Genomic DNA, 19,881 nt, shown 5'->3' with positions numbered 1-19,881 from the left:
GGCGAACCCCTCACCAGAAAATTCCAGATGCCCGGCCGGGCGCCGATGCGCGGGCGCCAAGGTGCGCCGCCAAACCGGATTCGCGTTTGCGAGGACCGCCGAATGGAATAAGGAGCAGCGGACATTCAACGTGAAGCTGTTCAAGAGTTAGGCGGGTTATGACGGATGGCGGCCTTTACGAGGCCTTTCTGGGCATGCGACCCGCGCTTCATCGCTACCTTCAACGGCGCGGTGCGCGCGACGACGAAGCGGAGGATATTCTCCAGGAGGTCCTGCTTACCCTGTCATCGGGCAAGACCGGGCCGGTCAGCGAGCCGGGCGGCTACCTCTACCGGATGGCGACCAACCATTTCCTCATCCATCGCCGCGGCGCGGTCCGCCGCGCGCGCCGCGAGGAGGACTGGGTAGGCGCGCATACCGGCGACCCTCCCGATCTGGATGAGGCGCCGTCCGCCGAAACCAGCCTCATCGCGCGCCAGCAGCTGGCCATACTGCAATCGGTCATCGATCGGCTGCCCGAACGGACCCGCACGATCTTTCGCCGTTTTCGCATCGAAGGCGAAACCCGGCCGAGCATCGCCAGCGACCTGGAGATCAGCATAAGCGCGGTTGAGAAGCACCTGGCCCGTGCCTACGAAGCCATAACCGCCGTTCGCCTTCGCCTTGATGAGGACAAGCCCCTCCCGCGGCATCTAACGATTGGGAAAGACGGTCATGGGGCATGATGTGGAACAGGTGAGAGCACGAGCGATCGAATGGCACGTCCGATTGCGGGACGGGGAAGCCGGCGACTGGGAGGAATTCTCCGCCTGGCTGGCCGAGGATCCCAGGCACGGCGAAGCCTATGACCTGGTCGAGGCGGCCGACCTCGCGATCGAGCCGCTGCTGCCGCATGTCGTCTTTCGCGAGGCGGCGAATGACGACGATATCCGGCGCGGCGGGGCCTCGGCGCGGCGGCGCTGGGTGGTGGGCGGCAGCCTGCTGATGGCATCGCTCGCGGCGGTCATGATCCTGCTGCCGCGCTTCGCGGCCGATGGCTACGAGGTTCGCACCATCGCCGGCCAGCAGCGCGTGGTCACGCTGGACGCGCAGACCCGCGTTGTCCTGAACGGCGCGACGACGATGCGCTTCGACCGGAACGATCCACGGTTCGCCTCCCTTGTCGAAGGCGAGGCATTGTTCCATGTTCGCCATGATGAGGCACACCCCTTCACGCTCCAGGTCGGCGGCAACCGCGTGCAGGATGTCGGCACCGTCTTCAACGTGGTGAAGACCCGCGACGGGATCAGAGTCGCAGTCAGCGAGGGCAAGGTCCTGTACAATCCCGATGCCGAAAGTGTCGCGCTGGGCGCCGGCCAGGCGCTCGTCGATGCCGCCGCCGATTCGGAAGTGCGGGTGGAGCCGGTGCCGGCGGACGCGGTCGGCGCCTGGCAGCAGGGACGGTTCGTCTATACCGGCCAGCCCCTGTCGCAAGTGGCGGCCGATCTCGAAAGGTCGCTCGGGATACGGATCGCCGTGGACCATGCCATCGCCGGCCGGGCAGTTTCGGGATCGATCGCATTGGATGGCGACGGCAGGGAAGCGATGCAGATCGAGCGCCTGGAACACGCACTCGATGTCGCCATCACGGCCGGAACGGACGGATGGATCATGAAACCCGCTGCCGGTGCACAACGCTAACCGCGCGCTTGCCTCAGCCGTAGCGGTCCTTGGTCTTTGCGCCCATGGCAGCGCCCATGCGGAGCAGTTCAACGTGCCGCCGGGCCCGCTCGGCGCGGTGGCCGCGGCCGTGGGCAGCCGGGCGGGCGTTACGCTCACCGTGGCGGACCCGGATCTGGCCGCGCGCGGATCGCCGGGCGTGCGGGGGAACTATTCGCTGCGCCAGGCCGTCGCGCGCATCCTCAAGGGCACCGGCGGCGAGGCGATCTTCTATGACAGGCTGACCGTGCGGATAGTCCGCCGCCGCGCGCCTCCGCCTGCCCCGCCGCGCGCCCCGAAAGAACCGCCCGCCCCGCCGGAAGCGCAAGCCACCCCGGACATCATCGTCACCGCGACCAAGCAGACCATGCTGCTGCAACACTATCCCGGCTCCGCCATGGTGATCGATCTCGATGACGACTGGCTGGCCCGAAACGCGAGCGGCGGAACCATCGCACTGCGCAACCTGTTGCCGACGCTGGGATCAACCAACCTCGGGCCGTCGCGCAACAAGCTGTTCCTGCGCGGCATTGCCGACAGCAGCTTCAACGGCCCGACGCAGGCGACCGTGGGGCAGTTCCTGGGCGATGTCCGCCTGACCTACAACGCGCCCGATCCCAACCTGAACCTCTACGACATGAAGCGCGTCGAGATCTTGAACGGTCCGCAAGGCACGCTGCACGGCGCGGGTTCGCTGGGGGGCATCATCCGTCTCGTGCCCAACGAACCGGACGCCGGCGCGGCTTATGGCACCGCCGCCGCCAGCGTCAGCACCACGGAAAAAGGCGGCATCGGTGGCGACGGGGCGGTAATGGTGAACCTGCCGATAGTCGATGGCCGGTCCGCGCTGCGGATCATCGGCTACGCCGAACAGGAAGCGGGATATATCGACGCTCCGCTGCGGGGGCTTCGCAACATCAACAGCACCTCCGTATACGGCGTGCGCGTCGCGCTGGGGATCGAGACCGAATCGGGCTGGAAGATCGATGCCGGTTCCGTGATCCAGAACACCCTGACCAGGGACGGGCAATATACGCTGCGCCAGGACCCGCCGCTCACCCGCAACAATGCTTTCGCGCAGCCCTTCCGCAACGATTACCGGCTCGGCTACATAACGGTTCGCCGCGACATCGGCGAAGGCGAACTGGTATCGACCACGGCGCTGGTCAGGCACGAGCTGGAAAGCGTGTTCGACGCCACCGGCTACGACGGAACCGGCAACATCGCCCGGTTCGAAGAGCGCAACGGCATACTGCTCTTTTCCCATGAAACGCGGCTTTCTGGCGGCGGCCGGGAGGCACCCTGGGTCGTCGGCGCGTCAGCCGTCTATACCGTCAACGGCCTGTCGCGCCTGCTCGGTCCGCCATCCACCCAGCGCCCGATCACGGGGGTCGTGAACGAACAGACGGAAACGGCGCTGTTCGGGCAGTTCTCGCGGCCGCTGACGACCAATCTCACCGGCACCCTCGGCATGAGGCTGACTTATGCCCACAGCGTGGGCCACCTGGTCAGCGGCGCCGGCGAAGGTCCGGACAAGCTCGGCCGCAAGCAGCTGCGACGTTCGAGCACCATCGCGATCGAGTGGCACCCGGACGAGAGGCTTTCGCTGTACTACCACTACCAGCAAGGCTACCGCGCCGGCGGCCTGGCCATCGCGCCGGCGGGCGCCGCGATGGGGAGCCAGCGGTTCGCCGCGGATGATCTCGATTTGAACGAGATCGGGTTCCGTCTCAATGACCGGCAGCACCGCTTTTCCGCGCGGGCCGCGTTGTTCGTTGCTGGCTGGGGCGATATCCAGGCCGATCTCGTCGACCAGACCGGCCTGCCTTACACCGCCAATATCGGCAATGGCAGGATCGTCGGACTGGAAGCCGAAGTCAGCTGGCGGCCGATTTCGGAAGTGACGATCAGCGCCGCGGCCTTCACCAACCGCAGCAGGCTCATTTCACCCGCCCCCGCCTTCGTCCGGCCCGAAAGGCAGCCCTTGCCGAACGTTGCCGAGGACGGCGGGCGCATCGCGGCGAACTGGCGCAAGGAAATCCGGCCAGGCGCTTCGCTGGGGGGAGAAATCTCGTTGCGGTACGTCGGCGAATCCCGGCTTGGCGTCGGCCCGCTTCTGGATTTCCGGCAAGGCGGCTACACCATCGCGGACGCGGGCGCGCGCCTGGACCTTGGCTCGATCGGCCTCTCGCTGAATATCGCCAACCTCACGGACGTTCGCGGCAACAGCTTCGCTTTCGGAAACCCTTTCACGCTGACCCAGGGAAACCAGATCACGCCGGTTCGGCCCCGATCCATCAGGTTCGGCATCGACGCCCGGTTTTAGGACCCCGAACCGAAAATACCAACCAACCCAGGATGATCGGGCCTCGCTGCCACAGAAAAACCCTCCGGGAAGCCTGTGCCGCCCGGAGGGTCCTTCAATTCCGAATACGCAGGGCGATCAGCGCAGCGAGACGACATTGTCCGAAACGCGCGGATCCTTGCGGTCGCCGCGATAGAGGCTCGCCATCGGCTCGTCGGTGACGGTCACCGTCTCGCCGCCGCCGAAGCCGTTGAAGGCGGTGCGCATCGCCGCGCCGTAGGCGCCCAGCATGCCGACCTCGATCCAGTCGCCCGCCTTGATCCCCGCCGGCAGCATGAAGGGCCCCTCCATGAAGTCGGCATCATCGCACGTCGGGCCGTAGAACGAGAAGTCTTGCAGGTCCTGCGTGTCGATGGCCCCGCCGAATGCGGCGACGCCGTCATTGTCGTTGCCGTTCGCGCACGCGATGTGCCGCACCGGAAAGCGCCAGCCCACGTGCGCCGCATCGTAGAGCGCGCCGTAGGCCCCGTCGTTGATATAGAGTTCGTCACCCCGGCGCCGCTCCACCTTGACGATCAGCGAATTGTACTCGGCCGACAGCGCGCGGCCGGGTTCGCACCACAGTTCGGCGTTATAGGCGATCGGCAGCGCTTCGAAGTGGCGGTGGATGATCGCGAAATAGTCTTCCAGCGGCGGCGGCTCCATGCCCGGATAGCAGGAAGGGAACCCGCCGCCGACATCAATCATGTCGATCACGACACCGGCATCGGCGATCACCGCGCGGACACGCTCCAGCGCCTGGACATAGGCAAAGGGCGTCATCGCCTGCGAACCGACGTGGAAGCATACGCCCAGCCAGTCGGCGACCTGGCGGGTCGCCTGCAGCAGCGGGCCGGCATCGGCAAGGTCGATGCCGAACTTCGATGCCAGGCTCAGCTCCGAATACTCGGAAGAAACGCGCAGCCGCACGCACAGGCGCAAGTCCTTGGCGTGGTTGCCCTCCGCATCCCTGGTGGCTTCCAGGATCTTCTCGACCTCCTCGAAAGTATCGAGGCTGAAAGTGCGCACGCCGTGCACGAAGTACGCCTCGCGGATGGCGCTCGCGGTCTTGACCGGATGCATGAAGCACAGCTTCGCCTCGGGCAGGGTTTCGCGCACCAGGCGCACCTCTGCGATCGAGGCGACGTCATAGTGCGAGATGCCGTTGTCCCACAAAACGCGGATCAGATCCGGCGAGGGATTGGCCTTGACCGCATAGAGCGACTTGCCCGGAAACTTCGCGGCGAAGAATCGAGCGGCGCGCGCCGCGGCATGCGGGCGGTTCAGGATAACGGGTTCGTCGGGCGCCAGGGCGCGCGCTACAGCCGGTGCATCGGGATGGATGTGCAACTCAAGGGACCCCCAAACGGTGTGTTAACGACAAGGGCTGCCTTGCGGTTTGGAAGTCCCCATGGGGCAGCGAGGGGGCGGATATAGGGCAGGCATCCTGAATCGCAAGTGAAAACCGGGCTGGTTCACAAAAATGTCACACAACCGCCATGCAAGGTTCGGACGCCGCCCGCAATCGAGCAGTTTTCTTGCTGCGCCAATGTCTTGAGCACACGCTTTCAGAGGCACGCGAAAGTGCGGCCGGGTACTCGCGGGACCGGCCGGGGCCGGGATGAGCCGAACCGCGCGGGTGCGGCTGCCTCAGCTCAGGCGATCCCGGAAGTCCTCGTATTCGAAGCGCCGGATGCATTCGAGCGAGTCGGTTTCCGAATCCCACAGCCAGATCGAAGGCAATGGCACGCCGTTGAACGTCGTGGTCTTGACCATCGAATAGTGCGCCTGGTCAAGGAAGGCGAAGCGCACGCCGGGCTCCGCGGGGACCGGGAGGCGGTAATCGCCGATCACGTCTCCGGCCAGGCACGAAGGTCCGCCCAGCCGCACGGCTCCGCCCTGCCCTTCGTCGATCGGGCCCCCGTCGATCAAGCCGTCGTCCTCGATCGGGAGTTCGCCCAGCATGGCCGGGCGATAGGGCGCCTCGATCACATCGGGCATGTGGCAGGTGGCCGAGATGTCGACCACGGCGACGGGCATGCCGTTGTATCCCACGTCGAGCACGGTGCCGACCAGGATGCCGGCATCGAGCGCCACTGCCTCGCCGGGCTCTATGTAGATTTCGGCGCCGGTATCCTCGGCCATGTCGGCAAGGAATTCGACCAGTTCGTCACGCTGATAGTCGGCGCGGGTGATATGGTGGCCGCCGCCCAGGTTGATCCACTTGAACTGGCCGAAGTAGGGTTCGAGATAGTCGAACACCTTGTCCCAGGTGCGCTGGAGCGGCTCGAAATCCTGTTCGCACAAGTTGTGGAAGTGGATGCCGTCGATCATTTCGACGTGTTCCTCGGTAAGTTGGTCGATCGGGAAGCCCAGGCGCGAGTGCGGCGCGCTGGGATCGTACCTGGGCACTTCGCCCTCCGGATGAAGCGGATTGATGCGAAGGCCGATGTCGAAATCCTCCCCGCGCGCGCGGGCCGTTTCGATTTGCGGCCAGAACCGCTCGATCTGCGCGGGCGAATTGAAGATCACATGGTCGGAAAGGCGCAGGATCTCGCCCAGGTCCTCTTCCTTGTAGGCGGCGCAGTACGTGGCGATCTCGCCGTCGTAGAACTCGCTGGCGAGCCGCGCTTCCCACAGGCCGGAAGCGCAGACGCCGTCGAGGTATTCGCCGACGATCGGCGCGGTCGACCACATCGAGAACGCCTTGAGCGCAGCCAGCACCCTGGCGCCCGAACGCTCGCCGACATCGGCGAGAATGCGCAGGTTCTCGCGCAGCCTGGCGGCATCGACCACGAAGGCAGGGCTGTCGACGCGTGACAGGTCGAAGTGGGCGAAGGCGCCCGGATCGCCGGCTCTGGTTTCCATTTCACTACCTCGTCCTGTCGCGGCCCCATGCTGGCTCGGCAATGCCGAAACTCCGCGTCCGCGCCGTCAATTCATACCAAAGTGCGGCGATCGCAACCAACGAAGCCTTGTCCCCGGAAGGGACGGGGCAATCGCACATGAAGATTTCCCTCCAAGGTCGTCATGCCGTGCTTGGGCCCATTCCGCCGTCCAGGTCGATCGCTTGAACAGCAAAGGGATGCTGACACCAAGTTTCATTGACCAGAATTCCCGTTCCCCTTCCCTTCACCCCCTTCCCTTCGCCGTCTCGCAATGACGAAGGGAGAAGACGGGGCTTACTCCGAAGGACTTGGTATGCCGCAGCAGCCCAACAGGTTCGGCATGACGACCCTGGAGAGCGCGATCTCGATACGCGATGGTCGTGCCGTCCGGGGAGAGAGACCATGTATCAGAACGGCAGCGGCTCGCTCAGTTCCTCGCAGGTCCACGGCAGGCCCTGCGTGTTGAGCATGTCCATGAACGGATCGGGATCGAACTGCTCCATGTTGAACACGCCGCCTTCTCCATTGGGGCCTTCCCACGCGCCGGTGAGCATCATCGCCGCGCCGATCATCGCCGGAACGCCGGTGGTATAGCTCACCGCCTGGTTGCCGGTTTCGGCATAGGCTTCCTCGTGGTCGCAGATGTTCTTGACGTAGAACGTCTTCTCGCCCGAGCCGTCGAGCGCCTCGCCGGTGGCGATGTCGCCGATGTTGGTCTTGCCCTTGGTCGTGGGGCCGAGGCTGGCGGGCTCGGGCAGCACCGCTTTCAGGAATTGCAGCGGGATGATCTCCACGCCGTTGTAGATCACCGGGTCGATGCGGGTCATGCCCACGTTCTGCAGCACGGTCAGGTGCTGGATATAGGCGTCGCCGAACGTCATCCAGAAGCGCGCGCGCTCCATCTCCGGGACGAACCTGGCGAGGCTTTCCAGTTCCTCGTGGTACATCAGGTACATGTTCTTGGCGCCGACGCCTTCGAAATCGAAGCTCTGCCTGGTGCTCATCGCCGGGGTCTCGACGAACTGCCCGTCCTGCCAGTGGCGCGCGGGCGCGGTTACTTCGCGGATGTTGATTTCCGGGTTGAAATTGGTCGCGAAGTGCTGGCCGTGATCGCCGCCGTTGCAGTCGAGGATGTCGAGCGTGCGGATGGTCTTCAGCTTGTGCTTCTTGAGCCACATCGCGAAGACGCTGGTGACGCCCGGATCGAAACCCGATCCCAGCAGCGCCATCAGCCCGGCGTCCTTGAAGCGGTCCTGGTATTCCCACTGCCACCGGTATTCGAACTTGGCGACGTCGCGCGGCTCGTAGTTGGCGGTGTCCAGGTAGTTCACGCCGGTTGCCAGGCAGGCGTCCATGATCGCCAGATCCTGGTATGGCAGCGCCAGGTTGACGACCAGTTCCGGCCCGATCGAGCGGATCAGCGCACTGGTGGCTTCCACGTCGTCGGCATCGATGGCGTAAGTGCCGATGGCGACGCCGGTGCGTTCCTTCACCGATTCGCCGATCGCCTCGCACTTGGAAACCGTGCGGCTGGCGAGGTGGATGTCCGAAAAGATGCCGGGATTCATCGCCATCTTGTGAACCGCCACCGAGCCGACGCCGCCCGCGCCAATCACCAGAACCTTGCTCACCAATCCGTCTCCTTCGCCGACGCCGAGAGAAAGACGCGCATATAAGGCGCCCGTATGACAACTCAACTGGCGCTTCACGACGGGTGGAGTCCGTTCCCCGGTGTCACAATCCGACATCGCGGCGTCATCACGCGGTCATGACGGCGAAGCAATGGCGTGGGGCTGTTCCATCGCCGGGGGTCGTCACCATATGCCCAAGCCTGCATCCAATCCGACCGGCTCCAAGCTCATCGACGGAGCCGTCGTCCGCCATGAAAGCCCTCGCGGCGCGCGCCTGCTCGACAAGGCCTTCGCGATGGCCTTCAAGGGCCTTGTCTACGCGCAGATCTGGGAAGACCCGGTGGCCGACATGGCGGCGCTGGAGATCGGGCCCGAAAGCCGGGTCATCACCATCGCCAGCGGCGGCTGCAACGCGCTATCCTATCTCACCGCCGATCCGGCCGCGATCACCTGCGTCGATCTCAACACCGCGCATATCGCGCTCAACAAGCTCAAGCACGCGGCGGTGCGGCACCTCTCCCATTACGCCGACTTACGGCGGTTCATCGCCGAAGCCGACCATCCCGGCAACCTGGAGATCTACCGCGACCGGCTCGCCCCGCACCTCGACGAAGCGACCCGTCGCTATTGGGAGGGACGCGATCTGGTCGGCCGCCGCCGCATCAAGGCTTTCACGCGGGGCATCTACCGCCAGGGCCTGCTGGGCAACTTCATCGGCCTGGCGCACAGGCTGGCGCGGCTCTACAAGATCGACCCCGGCGAAATCCTGGGCGCCGGATCGCTGGAAGACCAGCGCCGCGTGTTCGACGAACGCTTCGCCCCGATCTTCGAGCGCAAGCTGGTGCGCTGGCTGACCAACCATCCGGCCTCGCTGTTCGGGCTCGGCATTCCGCCCGCGCAGTACGATGCCCTGGCCGGCGGCCACCGCATGGCCGACGTGCTGCGGGCCCGGCTGGAAAAGCTCGCCTGCCATTTCCCGGTGAACGACAACTACTTCGCCTGGCAGGCCTTCGGCCGGGGCTATGGACGCGGCGCGGCGGCCCCGCTGCCGCCTTATCTCCAGGCCGGAAACCTGCCGCTGGTGCGCGCGCGGCTGGACCGGCTCGAAGTGCGCCACGCCAACTTCACCCAAGTCCTGGCCGAAAGCGCCGAGGCTTCGCTCGACCGCTACATCCTGCTCGACGCGCAGGACTGGATGACCGACGCTCAGCTTACCGAGCTGTGGAGCCAGATCACCCGCACCGCCCGCCCCGGCGCCCGCGTGCTGTTCCGCACCGCCGCCGAGCCCTCGCTGCTGCCCGGCCGGGTGCCCGCCGCGATTCTCGACCGTTGGGACTACCGCACGGCCGAATCGCATGCCGCGACCAAGGCCGATCGCTCGTCGATCTACGGCGGCGTCCATCTCTACGTGCTCAAGGACTGACCGCCATGGCGACCGCCCCGCATCGGCCCGATCATGGCGCGCTGATGGACCAGGTCTATCGCGGCCAGCGGCACATCTATGATTTGACGCGCAAATACTACCTGTTCGGCCGCGACCGGCTGATCCGCGAACTCGATGGCCGCCCCGGCATGGCGGCGCTGGAACTGGGCTGCGGCACCGGACGCAACCTCAGGCTGATCTCCAGTTCCTGGCCGGGCATGCACTGTTTCGGCCTCGATATATCGAGCGAGATGCTCAAGAACGCCCGCAAGCGGCTGGGAACCACCGGGACCCTGGCGCTGGGCGATGCCACCAGCTTCGACGCTCCCGCGCTGTTCGGGCGCGCCGGGTTCGACCGCGTGGTCCTGTCCTATGCGCTTTCGATGATCCCGGACTGGCAGGCCGCCCTGACCCGGGCCGGTGCCGCGCTGGCACCTGGCGGTTCGCTGCATGTCGTCGATTTCGGCGACTGCGACGGCCTGCCCGCCCCGCTGCGCCGCCTGCTCGACGCCTGGCTCGCCCGCTTCCATGTCTCGCCCCGGCGCGACCTGCCCGAAGTCGCCGAACGGCTCGCCCGCGCGCAGGGCCTGCGCATGCACGTGCTGCGGGGCCCGCTCGGCTATTACCAGTTGGTGCGGCTGACCCGCTGAGGCTATGGCGGCGGCATGACGCCAAGCCGCGAACCCACCGCCGAGGGAGTCGCCCTCGCCGCCCGCAAGGTGGCGGCGATCCTGCCCCCCACGCCCTTGCTGCCGATCGAGATCGCAGGCCGCACGATCTGGTGCAAGGCCGAGTGCCTGCAACCGATCGGGGCCTTCAAGATCCGGGGCGCCTGGCACCGGCTCACCGCGCTGTCCGAGGACGAACGCGGGCGCGGCGTCGTCGGCGTTTCCAGCGGCAACCACGCGCAAGGCGTCGCCTGGGCTGCGCGGCAGCTGGGAATCGCCGCGACGATCGTCATGCCCATCGATGCGCCCGCGGTGAAGCTCGCCAATACCCGCGCGCTCGGCGCCGAAGTCGTGCTCTACGACCGTCGCGGCGGCGAGGACCGCGACGCGGTGGCCGAACGCATCGCGCGCGAACGCGGCGCCGCGCTGGTCCACGCTTTCGGCGATCCCTGGGTGATCGAGGGGCAGGGCAGCGCGGGGATCGAGATCGCCGCCCAGATGGACGGCCAGCCCGACCTGATCGTCGCGCCCTGCGGCGGCGGCGGGCTGACGGCCGGCCTCGCCCTCGCCTGCCCCGACGCCGCCGTGGTCCCGGTCGAGCCCGAAGGCTGGGACGACGTGCGCCGCAGCCTGGAGGCCGGCGCGATCGTGGCCGTCGCCAGCGATGCCCCGCCGACCGCCTGCGACGCGTTGCAGACGCCCGCGACGCGGCCGATCAACTTCAAGGTCCTGCGCGAGCGTTGCCCGTTCGGCCTCGTCGCCTCGCCCGCCGAAGTGCGCGCGGCGCAGCGCCTTGCCTTCGAGCGCCTGCGCCTCGTCGTCGAACCCGGCGGCGCCGCCGCTCTGGCGGCGGTGCTGGCCGGCAAGGTGGACCTCGCGCCGCGCACCGCCGTCGTGCTGTCGGGCGGGAACACCGATGCCGCGGCCTTCACGGCGGTCTTGACCGGGGATGATTGACAAGCCCCGCCGCCGGGCCGACGCTTGCCGCCTGTCTGAAGGGGAACGAGAATGGTCGGAATGGCAATCCTGCAACCCGTGGTCGCGCTGGCGGCGTGGACCATGGTCATGTGGTTCTGGCTCTACGGAACGCGCATCCCGGCGATCAATGCCGCCAAGATCGATCCCGAGGAACTGGTCAACGATCCCGCCCTCACGCTCGACAATGTGCTGCCGCCGCAAGTCCAGTGGAAAGCGCATAACTACAACCACTTGCATGAAGCACCGACAGTGTTTTACGCGGTCGCCATCGTGCTTGCGATCATCGGCCAGGGCGATGGCCTGAACGCGCAGATCGGCTGGGCCTATGTCGTGCTGCGGGTGATCCATTCGGTGATCCAGGCCACCATCAACAAGATCCAGCTCCGCTTCGCCATCTTCGCGCTTTCCAGCTTCTGCCTGATGTTCCTGGTGGCGCGCGCGGCGCTGGCGATGTTCTGAGCGCGGCCATGGACTTCGACGACCAGCTGCGCCGCTACTTCGGCACCCACGACCTCACCACCATCGCGCCCACCACGCTCGAAGCCGGGATCGACCGCATGCGGATCGATTTCGGCATGGAGAAGGACAAGAGCCGCAAGTTCGCGCTCTGGACCCTGATGTACATGTTCGGCGCCGCACCCGACCTCGACATCGCGTTCGACAACGAAGCCGACCGCAACACCGCGCGCGATTTCATGGACATGATGGCCAAGGCCGGCGGGGATTGAGCCGCCGGGGTGGCGGGAGGTTCACTCGGTCCAGGAAGGGAAATGCCGCCACGCGATTGAGTCGCCTCGCTATTGTTGTTGTGGTTGATCGCGCGACCGGGATGGACTTCGAGGTCCAGAAAGGCTAAGATAGTAAAAGGTAATACCTTTTGCTGCGGAGGCCACCACAATGGCAACGGCAACATCGATCAAACTCGATGAAGAGTTGAAAGGGCGTGTGCGGCACCTGGCCGAAGCGCGCCGCCGCAGCTCGCACTGGATCATGCGCGAGGCCATTGCGCAATATGTCGATCGCGAGGAAAAACGCGAGACGCTGCGGCAGGACACGCTCAACGCGTGGGATGAATTTCAAGCAACTGGCCTGCACGCGACGGCGGAGGAAGTCGATAAGTGGCTGGCGAGCTGGGGAACCGAGAACGAGCTGCCAGCACCCGAATGCCACAAGTAATCTTCGCCCCAGCTGCGATCCGGGATATGCAGCGAGTGCGGGATTTTCTGCAACCCAAGAACGCCGATGCGGCCCGCCGGGCCGGTGAGGCGATAAGGCAGGGCGTGCAGGTGCTTGGCACACATCCGCGTATTGGCCGAATGGTGGACGATCTTCCCGAACATTACCGGGAATGGCTGATCGACTTCGGGGATAGCGGCTACGTCGTTCGATACCGCGTCGAGGATGATGCAATCACGATTCTGGCCATCCGTCACCAGAAAGAGGCTGGATACAAGTAGGCATCAATTCTTGTCGGCACCCGGCGCCCCTGAGAAAAAAGGGCACGCTCGGCACCCACCCATCACCGCACGAAGCAGCTCGCCAGCTCCACATGCGTCGACCAGCGGAACTGGCCGACCGGCCGCAGCTCGGCCAAGCGGAATCCCGCCCCGATCAGCCGCGCCGCGTCGCGCGACCAGCTTGAGGGGTTGCAGCTGATGTAGACCACCCGTTCCACCGCCGAATCCGCGATGCATTCCACTTGTTCGCGGGCGCCGGCGCGGGGCGGGTCGAGGAGGATGGCGGCGAACTTGTTCAGTTCCTCGGGCTGGAGCGAGTTGCGGAACAAGTCGCGGTGCATCGCGAAGACAGGCACTTGCGCGCGTTCGGCGGCGGACTTGCAGGCCAGGTGCGCATCACGCGCGGCTTCCGCGGCAAGCACTTTGGTGCCTGGCCCGGCCAGTGCGAAGGCGAAGGTCCCTAGTCCCGAGAACAGGTCCGCAACAGTGGGAACGCCCTCCAGCCATGCGCGCGCGGCGGCCACCAGCGCCTGTTCGCCGTCCCGCGTCGCCTGAAGGAAGGCCCCCGGCGGGAACGGGACCGAGATCGACCCCGAAGGCACGGCGGCACACCCAAGCGAGACAGCGACCGGCTCCGGCTCCCACACCGTTTCGAACCCGTAGCCGCCGTCCATGGTGAGGCGCGCGAGGGCGTGTTCGCGGGCGAAATCCAGCATCGCCTCGGTCGCGGCCAGCCCCTCGGCGGCGAGCCCCCTGATGCCCAGGTCCACCCCCTGGTCGACCAGCGTCATCTCGATATCGGCGGCCATGCGGGCCTGCTGGTGCCTGCCCTTGGCCCCCTTCCTGGCCGATGCGCCCCCGGCTGGTCGCGCTGCTCGCCCCATTGCAATCAGCAGCTTGCGCAAGGGGCCAAGCAGCGCGACCAGCTCGGGGACCAGCACCGGGCACTCTTCCAGTTCAACGAGCCGGTGCGATTTCGCCTCGCGATAGCCGATCACCACGCGCCCGCCCGAGCTTTCCGCGCGCAGCGAGGCGCGGCGGCGGGTTCCCGGCGGCGAAAGGTACGGCGGCGCGAGCCTCTCCGCGCCCAGTTCCTGCGCGGCCGAGGCATTGGCGACCCGCGCCTCGACGAAACCGGCCAGGCTTTCCTCGTCGAGCTGCTGCAACTGGCAGCCGCCGCACCGCCCGAAGTGGCGGCACGGCGGCTCGACATGGTGCGGCCCCCATTCCAGGCTGCCGTCGGCCCGCAACAGGTCGCCCGGCGCCGCGCCCCAGGCGAAGCGGCCGGATGCGGTGACGCCATCGCCCTTGGAAGCGATGCGCAGGATTTCCTCGGAATCCGTCACAGGCAGGCGGCCAGCGCCTCGGGCACTTTGCGTGCCAGTTGTCCCGCCGTGAAGGCCGGCCCGCACAGCCGCGCCGCCTCGCCGTGGAGCCAGATGCCGGCGCAAGCCGCGTCGAACGCCTCCTGACCAGTGGCCACGCGGCTGGCGATCACGCCCGCCAGCACGTCGCCGGTTCCGGCGGTCGAAAGCCAGGGGACGGCACGCGGGGCGCACGCGAGGCGGCCGTCCGGCGCGGCGACCACCGTGTCGGGTCCCTTGGCGACCACGATCATGCCGCTCGCGCTTGCCAGCGCCAGCGCGCGCTCGGGCCTGGTCCCGCTGCCCTCGCAGGCGAAGGCGCGCTCCAGCGCGACCAGTTCGCCCTCGTGCGGGGTGGCGATCGTCGGCGCGGTCCGCCCGGCAAGCTGGCGTGCCCCGAGCAGGACCAGCGCGTCGGCATCGACGATCGCCGGAACCGGATCGGCCAGCCCGATCGCCAGTCGCTCTCGCGCCGCCGCGTCGCGGCCGAGACCCGGGCCGACCAGCACCGCGCTGTTGCGGTCATCCGAAAGCACTTCGGTAAGCAGGCTGGCATCGATCACCAGATCGGGCGGCACTTGTGCTCCGGCGAGCCCGGACTGCGCGAACAGCTTGACGTACCCCGCCCCCGCGCCTTGCGCCGCCATGCAGGCGAGCAGCGCCGCGCCCGGCATTCGTCCGCCGACCACGGCCAGCAGGCCGCGCCGGTACTTGTGCGAATCGGCCGCCGGCGCGCGCAAGCGGGGCCGCGCGATCACCCGCGCGGCGCCTTCGATCGCCGAAACGCCGATCGGAACCAGTCGCAAGGCCCCGGCCCGCGCCGTGGCCGGCATCAGGAAGTGCGCGAACTTCCACGCGCCGAGGGCCAGGGTCAGGTCGTATTGCGGCAAACCCTCGTTCAGCACCATGCCCGAATCCGATTGCACCCCGCTCGGCAGGTCCACGGCGATGCGGTGGCGATGCGTATCGGCCAGGCGGTTCAGCAATTCGAAGTGCTCGTCCGACAGCGGCCGGGTCAACCCGCTGCCGAACAGGCAATCGACCAGCACTTCGCCGTGCGGCCTGGCATCGGGCCCCTGCACTTCGCCGCCGTAAAGCGCGCGCGCGTTCCCGGCCGCGTCGGTTTTCGGTTCCGTCGCCGCGACGATCGTGACGCGGCCGCCACGCTCGCGAAGCGCCTCGGCGATCACGTAGCCGTCGCCGCCATTGTTGCCGGGACCGCACAGCACCGTCACCTTGCGGTGCGCCGCCAGGCGCCAGACCCAGTCCGCCGCGCCGCGCCCGGCGACCTGCATCAGCGCGTCGACGCTCGATCCCGCGTCGATCAGCGCCTGCTCGGCACCGCGCATCCGCGCCACCGTGAGGATCTGCTCAGCGTATGGCATCTTTCTTCGCCGTCACTGGAAAGACGTAGCGGTCCGCGCCCACGGTTATTTCCAGCTTGCCGCCCACCAGCCTGGTCATTCCTTCCTCTGCTCCATCGGCCACCGCCAGGCCGGTCCCATCGGTCATCACGTCGAAACGGCGAAAGGCGCCGTCGGGGTGATGCACGACGAGCGTCAGCTTGCCCTGGCGCTCCGAACGTTCCACCGAGCAGACCGGCGCCAGCTGGGCCGAACCGGCGACCGCGCAGGCGATATGCTCGTCCCCGGCAGCCACCGGCGGCGGTTCGGATTGGGACGAACAGGCGGCGAGCGCAAACGGCAGCAGGCATCCGCCCCGCCAATCGTATCGTCCCAGGCTTACCCGGGACGACCGGAGCGTCCTCGCCTCCAGCGCGCTCATCCGCGCTTCAATTGGGTCACGTCGCGCACCGCGCCGCGCGCGGCGCTGGTGGTCATCGCCGCATAGGCTTGCAGAGCGGCGGAAACCTTGCGCTTGCGGGGATGGACCGGAGTCCAGGCTTCGGCCCCGCGCGCTTCCTGGGCGGAGCGGCGGCGGGCCAGATCCTCGTCCGGGACCAGCAGTTCGATGGTGCGGCCGGGAATGTCGATCGCGATCGTGTCGCCGTTTTCGACCAGGCCGATCACCCCGCCCTCGGCCGCTTCCGGCGAGGCGTGGCCGATCGAAAGGCCGGAAGTGCCGCCCGAGAAGCGCCCATCGGTGATGAGCGCGCAGGCCTTGCCCAGGCCCTTCGATTTCAGGTAGCTGGTGGGGTAGAGCATTTCCTGCATGCCCGGCCCACCGCGCGGCCCTTCGTAGCGGATCACCACGACATCGCCGTGCTTCACCTGCCCGCCCAGGATGCCCGCCACGGCCGCGTCCTGGCTTTCATAGACGCGCGCCGGGCCGGTGAACTTGAGGATGGATTCGTCCACGCCGGCGGTCTTCACGATGCAGCCGTCGCGCGCTATGTTGCCATAGAGCACGGCCAGGCCGCCGTCCTGGCTGAAGGCATGCTCCTTATCGCGGATGACGCCCTGCTCGCGATCGAGATCCAGTTCGTCCCAGCGGCGCGCCTGGCTGAAGGCGGTCTGGGTCGGTACGCCGCCGGGGGCCGCCTTGAAGAATTCCTGCACCGAGGGCTCGTTGGTGCGGGCGATATCCCAGCGGTTGAGCGCATCGCCGAGCGTCCTGGCATGAACGGTCGGCTGATCGGTGTGAAGCAGGCCTGCCCGGTCCAGCTCACCCAGGATCGCCATGATGCCGCCGGCGCGGTGGACGTCTTCCATGTGCACGTCGGCCTTGGCCGGGGCGACCTTGGACAGGCACGGCACCTTGCGGCTGAGCCGGTCGATATCGGCCATGGTGAAGTCCACCCCCGCCTCGCTCGCGGCGGCCAGCAGGTGCAGCACGGTATTGGTCGATCCGCCCATCGCGATATCGAGGCTCATCGCGTTCTCGAAAGCCTCGAAGCTGGCGATCGTGCGCGGCAGGACGCTCTCGTCCTCCTGCTCGTAATAGCGGTGGCACAAGTCGACGGTGAGGCGCCCCGCTTCGCGGAACAGCCGCTCACGGTCGGCATGGGTGGCGAGCGTCGAGCCGTTGCCGGGCAGCGAGAGGCCCAGCGCCTCGGTCAGGCAGTTCATCGAGTTCGCGGTGAACATGCCCGAGCACGAGCCGCAAGTCGGGCAGGCCGCCCGTTCGATCGAAGCCACTTCCTCGTCGCTATAGCTCTCATCGGCGGCGGCGACCATGGCGTCCACCAGGTCCAGCGCCTGCTCCTTGCCCTTGAGCACGACCTTGCCCGCTTCCATCGGCCCGCCTGAAACGAACACCACCGGGATATTGATCCGCAGTGCCGCCATCAGCATGCCCGGCGTGATCTTGTCGCAGTTGGAGATGCAGACCATGGCGTCGGCGCAGTGGGCATTGACCATGTATTCCACGCTGTCCGCGATCAGGTCGCGGCTGGGCAGCGAATAGAGCATGCCGTCATGGCCCATGGCGATGCCGTCATCTACCGCGATGGTGTTGAATTCCTTGGCGACCCCGCCCGCCGCCTCGATCTCCCGCGCGACCAGCTGGCCCAGGTCCTTGAGGTGGACATGGCCCGGCACGAACTGGGTGAACGAATTGACCACCGCGATGATCGGCTTGCCGAAATCGCCGTCCTTCATGCCGGTCGCGCGCCACAGCCCGCGCGCGCCGGCCATGTTGCGGCCGTGGGTGGAAGTGCGGGAACGATAGGCGGGCATGGTCGGGACTCCGGGTCGATCTTCGCGCAATTTCTGCGGCGTCGGCACGGCCCTACACGCACCGGGGCGTCGCATCAACGGCGGTGAGGGACGGGAAATTTCAGAGCCGCACCGCCACCGCGTTGCACACCCGCGCCAACCGTTCCGCCCATTCCGCCTGCCCGGCTTCGTCCGCGATCTGGTCCTGGCGTATCTCGACGCCGAGGTAGGGCCGTCCTTCGGCCTCGGCGTGGCGATCCATCGAGGCGTTGAGGGTGGTGCCCGAATAGGGCTCCTGGTCGCCGACGACCAGGCCTTCCGCCTCGAGCAGGGGTATGGCGAGCCGCGCGGCGCGATCGTCGCGGTTGTAGAGCACGCCGATCTGCCAGGGGCGCGGACGGTCGCAAGTCGCGAGGCTGGGGGTGAAGCTGTGGAGCGAGAAGATCAGGGCCGGCGGCGCCGCGTCGAGCAAGTCCGCCAGCCGCCGGTGATAGGGCGCGTAGAAACGCTCGATCCGCGCGCGGCGGTCCTGCTCGCTCAGCTGGTTGCCGGGGATCGCATGGCCATCGCTCACTGCCGGAATAATGTCCGGACCATCGGGATCGCGGTTGAGATCGCAGACGAGACGGCTGACCTGCGCGAGATAGGCCGCGATGCCGGGGCGCACCATCCGCTCGGCCACGCCCGCGACGCCGATGTCTATGGCGATGTGCTCGTTCATGAGCCGCGGCGCCACGCCGAGATCGATATCCGCCGGCACCCGGTTCGAAGCATGATCGGCGACCACCAGGATGCCGCCGAAGCGGGGCGTGCCCAGGATACGGTAAGCTTCCGCTTCCAAACCAACCTCCGTTCGTGTCGAGCGAAAAATTACCGCAATTTGCCCGCCATTTGCCACCACCCAGGATGCAGTTCCCCCAGTTTTTCGGCGGCTGCCCCCATGTCCGCCTCGCTCTCGTAAAGCGCGAAGCAGGTCGCGCCCGAGCCGGACATGCGGGCCATGAACGGCCGGGTTTCGCGCAGGGCGGCCAGCACTTCCGCGATCGCAGGGCACTGCGCGATGGCGGGCGCCTCAAGATCGTTGCGGCCCGCGATCGCGATTTCCCGCACCGAGCCCCTGGGCATCGGCCCGCGATCGACCCCGTCCCAGGCCTTGAATACCGGCCCGGTCGGCACCGGCAGGCGCGGGTTGACGAGAAGAACCGGGGTTCCGGCCAGGTCGTTCCCGGCCGGCTCCAGCTCGGTTCCGGTCCCGGTGCCGATGCAGGCGGCGGAACGCACGCAGGCCGGCACGTCGGCGCCCAGCCCGGCCGCCCGCTCGCGCCAGTCCGCCGGCAGGCCGTGGCCGCGTTCGACCATGCGGAACACCGCCCCCGCATCCGCCGATCCGCCCCCCAGTCCGGCCGCCACCGGCAACCGCTTTTCCAGCTCGACCGCCCAGCCCCGCCCGTGCGGCAAGGCGGAAAGCGCCTTGGCGACGATATTGCCGAGCGGGTCGTCGATCGTCGCGGCGAACGCGCCGAACGTGGTCAGGCTGTCCCGCTCGGCGGGCGCGGCGGCAAGCCGGTCGCCGTCGTCAACGAAGGCGAACAGCGTCTCCAACTCGTGATAGCCGTCCTCCCGCCGCCGCCGGACATGCAGCGCCAGGTTGATCTTGGCATAGGCGGTTTCAATCAGCATCGATCGATCCTCCCCCGATGGGGGAGGTGGCAGCCCGCCGGGGCTGACGGAGGGGATTCGCGTCCTCATGCAAAGTCACTTCTGGACACGGTCCCCCTCCACCACCCGGTGCGCGGGCGGTCCCCCTCCCCGT

The 19,881-nt window shown here is 67.3% G+C and carries 19 protein-coding genes; 10 read left to right on the top strand and 9 right to left on the bottom strand.

Features of this window, described 5'->3' with window-relative positions:
- Window positions 1–158 precede the first annotated feature (158 nt).
- From BM052_RS09015 to BM052_RS09005, 3 genes are read left to right on the top strand one after another with little or no spacing between them, the layout of a single operon-like run.
- A complete protein-coding gene (locus tag BM052_RS09015) occupies window positions 159–725 on the top strand; it encodes an RNA polymerase sigma factor (protein ID WP_091145754.1) in 567 nt (188 codons plus the stop codon).
- Window positions 715–1,680, top strand: a complete 966-nt coding sequence (locus tag BM052_RS09010; protein WP_091145751.1) for a FecR family protein — start codon at window positions 715–717, stop codon at window positions 1,678–1,680. The genes BM052_RS09015 and BM052_RS09010 overlap by 11 nt, the downstream gene beginning before the upstream one ends.
- Window positions 1,667–4,024 carry a TonB-dependent receptor gene (locus BM052_RS09005; protein ID WP_143084793.1) on the top strand — a complete coding sequence of 786 codons (2,358 nt, stop codon included), beginning with the start codon at window positions 1,667–1,669 and terminating at the stop codon, window positions 4,022–4,024. The genes BM052_RS09010 and BM052_RS09005 overlap by 14 nt, the downstream gene beginning before the upstream one ends.
- A gap of 117 nt (window positions 4,025–4,141) precedes the next feature.
- Here the strand turns inward: BM052_RS09005 and BM052_RS09000 are convergent, their stop codons facing one another.
- The 3 genes from BM052_RS09000 to BM052_RS08990 all read right to left on the bottom strand — a co-directional run bounded on the left by BM052_RS09000 (window position 4,142) and on the right by BM052_RS08990 (window position 8,561).
- Window positions 4,142–5,392, bottom strand: a complete 1,251-nt coding sequence (locus BM052_RS09000) for a type III PLP-dependent enzyme (RefSeq protein WP_091145747.1) — start codon at window positions 5,390–5,392, stop codon at window positions 4,142–4,144.
- Window positions 5,393–5,692: 300 nt separating this feature from the next.
- Window positions 5,693–6,910, bottom strand: a complete 1,218-nt coding sequence (locus BM052_RS08995) for a carboxynorspermidine decarboxylase (protein ID WP_091145744.1) — start codon at window positions 6,908–6,910, stop codon at window positions 5,693–5,695.
- A gap of 427 nt (window positions 6,911–7,337) precedes the next feature.
- The gene (locus tag BM052_RS08990; protein WP_091146072.1) at window positions 7,338–8,561 is read right to left on the bottom strand and encodes a saccharopine dehydrogenase family protein; all 1,224 of its coding nucleotides are present in this window, start codon (window positions 8,559–8,561) and stop codon (window positions 7,338–7,340) included.
- Between the two features lie 190 nt (window positions 8,562–8,751).
- Between BM052_RS08990 and BM052_RS08985 the strand changes: the two genes are divergently transcribed.
- The 7 genes from BM052_RS08985 to BM052_RS08955 all read left to right on the top strand — a co-directional run bounded on the left by BM052_RS08985 (window position 8,752) and on the right by BM052_RS08955 (window position 13,087).
- Complete coding sequence (locus tag BM052_RS08985) at window positions 8,752–9,984, top strand: BtaA family protein (RefSeq protein ID WP_091145741.1); 1,233 nt, start codon at window positions 8,752–8,754, stop codon at window positions 9,982–9,984.
- A 5-nt stretch (window positions 9,985–9,989) separates the two neighbouring features.
- Entirely contained in the window at window positions 9,990–10,634 is a 645-nt protein-coding gene (locus BM052_RS08980; protein WP_091145739.1) for a class I SAM-dependent methyltransferase, read from the top strand.
- A 15-nt stretch (window positions 10,635–10,649) separates the two neighbouring features.
- The gene (locus BM052_RS08975; RefSeq protein WP_091145736.1) at window positions 10,650–11,609 is read left to right on the top strand and encodes a threonine ammonia-lyase; all 960 of its coding nucleotides are present in this window, start codon (window positions 10,650–10,652) and stop codon (window positions 11,607–11,609) included.
- A gap of 51 nt (window positions 11,610–11,660) precedes the next feature.
- Window positions 11,661–12,089 (top strand): MAPEG family protein, encoded by a 429-nt coding sequence (locus BM052_RS08970; RefSeq protein WP_091145734.1) that lies wholly within the window; start codon window positions 11,661–11,663, stop codon window positions 12,087–12,089.
- Between the two features lie 8 nt (window positions 12,090–12,097).
- Entirely contained in the window at window positions 12,098–12,358 is a 261-nt protein-coding gene (locus tag BM052_RS08965) for a hypothetical protein (RefSeq protein ID WP_091145732.1), read from the top strand.
- 169 nt (window positions 12,359–12,527) lie between these two features.
- Entirely contained in the window at window positions 12,528–12,806 is a 279-nt protein-coding gene (locus BM052_RS08960) for a CopG family ribbon-helix-helix protein (protein ID WP_091145730.1), read from the top strand.
- Window positions 12,794–13,087, top strand: a complete 294-nt coding sequence (locus BM052_RS08955; RefSeq protein WP_091145727.1) for a type II toxin-antitoxin system RelE/ParE family toxin — start codon at window positions 12,794–12,796, stop codon at window positions 13,085–13,087. The genes BM052_RS08960 and BM052_RS08955 overlap by 13 nt, the downstream gene beginning before the upstream one ends.
- Window positions 13,088–13,149: 62 nt before the next feature.
- Here BM052_RS08955 and BM052_RS08950 read toward each other — a convergent pair whose 3' ends face one another.
- The 6 genes from BM052_RS08950 to BM052_RS08925 all read right to left on the bottom strand — a co-directional run bounded on the left by BM052_RS08950 (window position 13,150) and on the right by BM052_RS08925 (window position 19,748).
- On the bottom strand, window positions 13,150–14,433 hold the full coding sequence (locus BM052_RS08950; protein ID WP_091145725.1) for a class I SAM-dependent RNA methyltransferase: 1,284 nt from the start codon (window positions 14,431–14,433) through the stop codon (window positions 13,150–13,152).
- Window positions 14,430–15,836, bottom strand: a complete 1,407-nt coding sequence (locus BM052_RS08945; RefSeq protein WP_091145723.1) for an NAD(P)H-hydrate dehydratase — start codon at window positions 15,834–15,836, stop codon at window positions 14,430–14,432. Before BM052_RS08945 ends, BM052_RS08950 begins: the two co-directional genes overlap by 4 nt.
- On the bottom strand, window positions 15,823–16,236 hold the full coding sequence (locus BM052_RS08940) for a hypothetical protein (protein ID WP_255406045.1): 414 nt from the start codon (window positions 16,234–16,236) through the stop codon (window positions 15,823–15,825). The genes BM052_RS08945 and BM052_RS08940 overlap by 14 nt, the downstream gene beginning before the upstream one ends.
- A complete protein-coding gene (gene ilvD / locus BM052_RS08935) occupies window positions 16,233–18,089 on the bottom strand; it encodes a dihydroxy-acid dehydratase (RefSeq protein ID WP_091145721.1) in 1,857 nt (618 codons plus the stop codon). The genes BM052_RS08940 and ilvD overlap by 4 nt, the downstream gene beginning before the upstream one ends.
- Before the next feature lie 100 nt (window positions 18,090–18,189).
- Window positions 18,190–18,909: an N-formylglutamate amidohydrolase gene (locus BM052_RS08930; protein WP_091145719.1), complete on the bottom strand. Its 720-nt coding sequence runs from the start codon at window positions 18,907–18,909 to the stop codon at window positions 18,190–18,192.
- Window positions 18,910–18,938: 29 nt separating this feature from the next.
- On the bottom strand, window positions 18,939–19,748 hold the full coding sequence (locus tag BM052_RS08925; protein WP_091145717.1) for a 4-(cytidine 5'-diphospho)-2-C-methyl-D-erythritol kinase: 810 nt from the start codon (window positions 19,746–19,748) through the stop codon (window positions 18,939–18,941).
- Between the last annotated feature and the right edge of the window lie 133 nt (window positions 19,749–19,881).

The sequence above is a fragment of the Novosphingobium sp. CF614 genome (genome assembly GCF_900113255.1).
Classification (GTDB): Bacteria; Pseudomonadota; Alphaproteobacteria; order Sphingomonadales; family Sphingomonadaceae; genus Novosphingobium.
This window is presented reverse-complemented; position numbering and strand designations above follow the sequence as displayed.

Excerpts from the sequence above, each read along its gene's own strand:
- BM052_RS08945 (WP_091145723.1), bottom strand. The coding sequence starts at position 15,836 with ATGCCATACGCTGAGCAGATCCTCACGGTGGCGCGGATGCGCGGTGCC.
- ilvD (WP_091145721.1), bottom strand. The coding sequence starts at position 18,089 with ATGCCCGCCTATCGTTCCCGCACTTCCACCCACGGCCGCAACATGGCC.
- BM052_RS08985 (WP_091145741.1), top strand. The coding sequence starts at position 8,752 with ATGCCCAAGCCTGCATCCAATCCGACCGGCTCCAAGCTCATCGACGGA.
- BM052_RS08995 (WP_091145744.1), bottom strand. The coding sequence starts at position 6,910 with ATGGAAACCAGAGCCGGCGATCCGGGCGCCTTCGCCCACTTCGACCTG.
- BM052_RS08970 (WP_091145734.1), top strand. The coding sequence starts at position 11,661 with ATGGTCGGAATGGCAATCCTGCAACCCGTGGTCGCGCTGGCGGCGTGG.
- BM052_RS08940 (WP_255406045.1), bottom strand. The coding sequence starts at position 16,236 with ATGAGCGCGCTGGAGGCGAGGACGCTCCGGTCGTCCCGGGTAAGCCTG.
- BM052_RS08955 (WP_091145727.1), top strand. The coding sequence starts at position 12,794 with ATGCCACAAGTAATCTTCGCCCCAGCTGCGATCCGGGATATGCAGCGA.
- BM052_RS09010 (WP_091145751.1), top strand. The coding sequence starts at position 715 with ATGGGGCATGATGTGGAACAGGTGAGAGCACGAGCGATCGAATGGCAC.
- BM052_RS08980 (WP_091145739.1), top strand. The coding sequence starts at position 9,990 with ATGGCGACCGCCCCGCATCGGCCCGATCATGGCGCGCTGATGGACCAG.
- BM052_RS08925 (WP_091145717.1), bottom strand. The coding sequence starts at position 19,748 with ATGCTGATTGAAACCGCCTATGCCAAGATCAACCTGGCGCTGCATGTC.
- BM052_RS08975 (WP_091145736.1), top strand. The coding sequence starts at position 10,650 with ATGACGCCAAGCCGCGAACCCACCGCCGAGGGAGTCGCCCTCGCCGCC.
- BM052_RS08965 (WP_091145732.1), top strand. The coding sequence starts at position 12,098 with ATGGACTTCGACGACCAGCTGCGCCGCTACTTCGGCACCCACGACCTC.
- BM052_RS09015 (WP_091145754.1), top strand. The coding sequence starts at position 159 with ATGACGGATGGCGGCCTTTACGAGGCCTTTCTGGGCATGCGACCCGCG.
- BM052_RS08960 (WP_091145730.1), top strand. The coding sequence starts at position 12,528 with ATGGCAACGGCAACATCGATCAAACTCGATGAAGAGTTGAAAGGGCGT.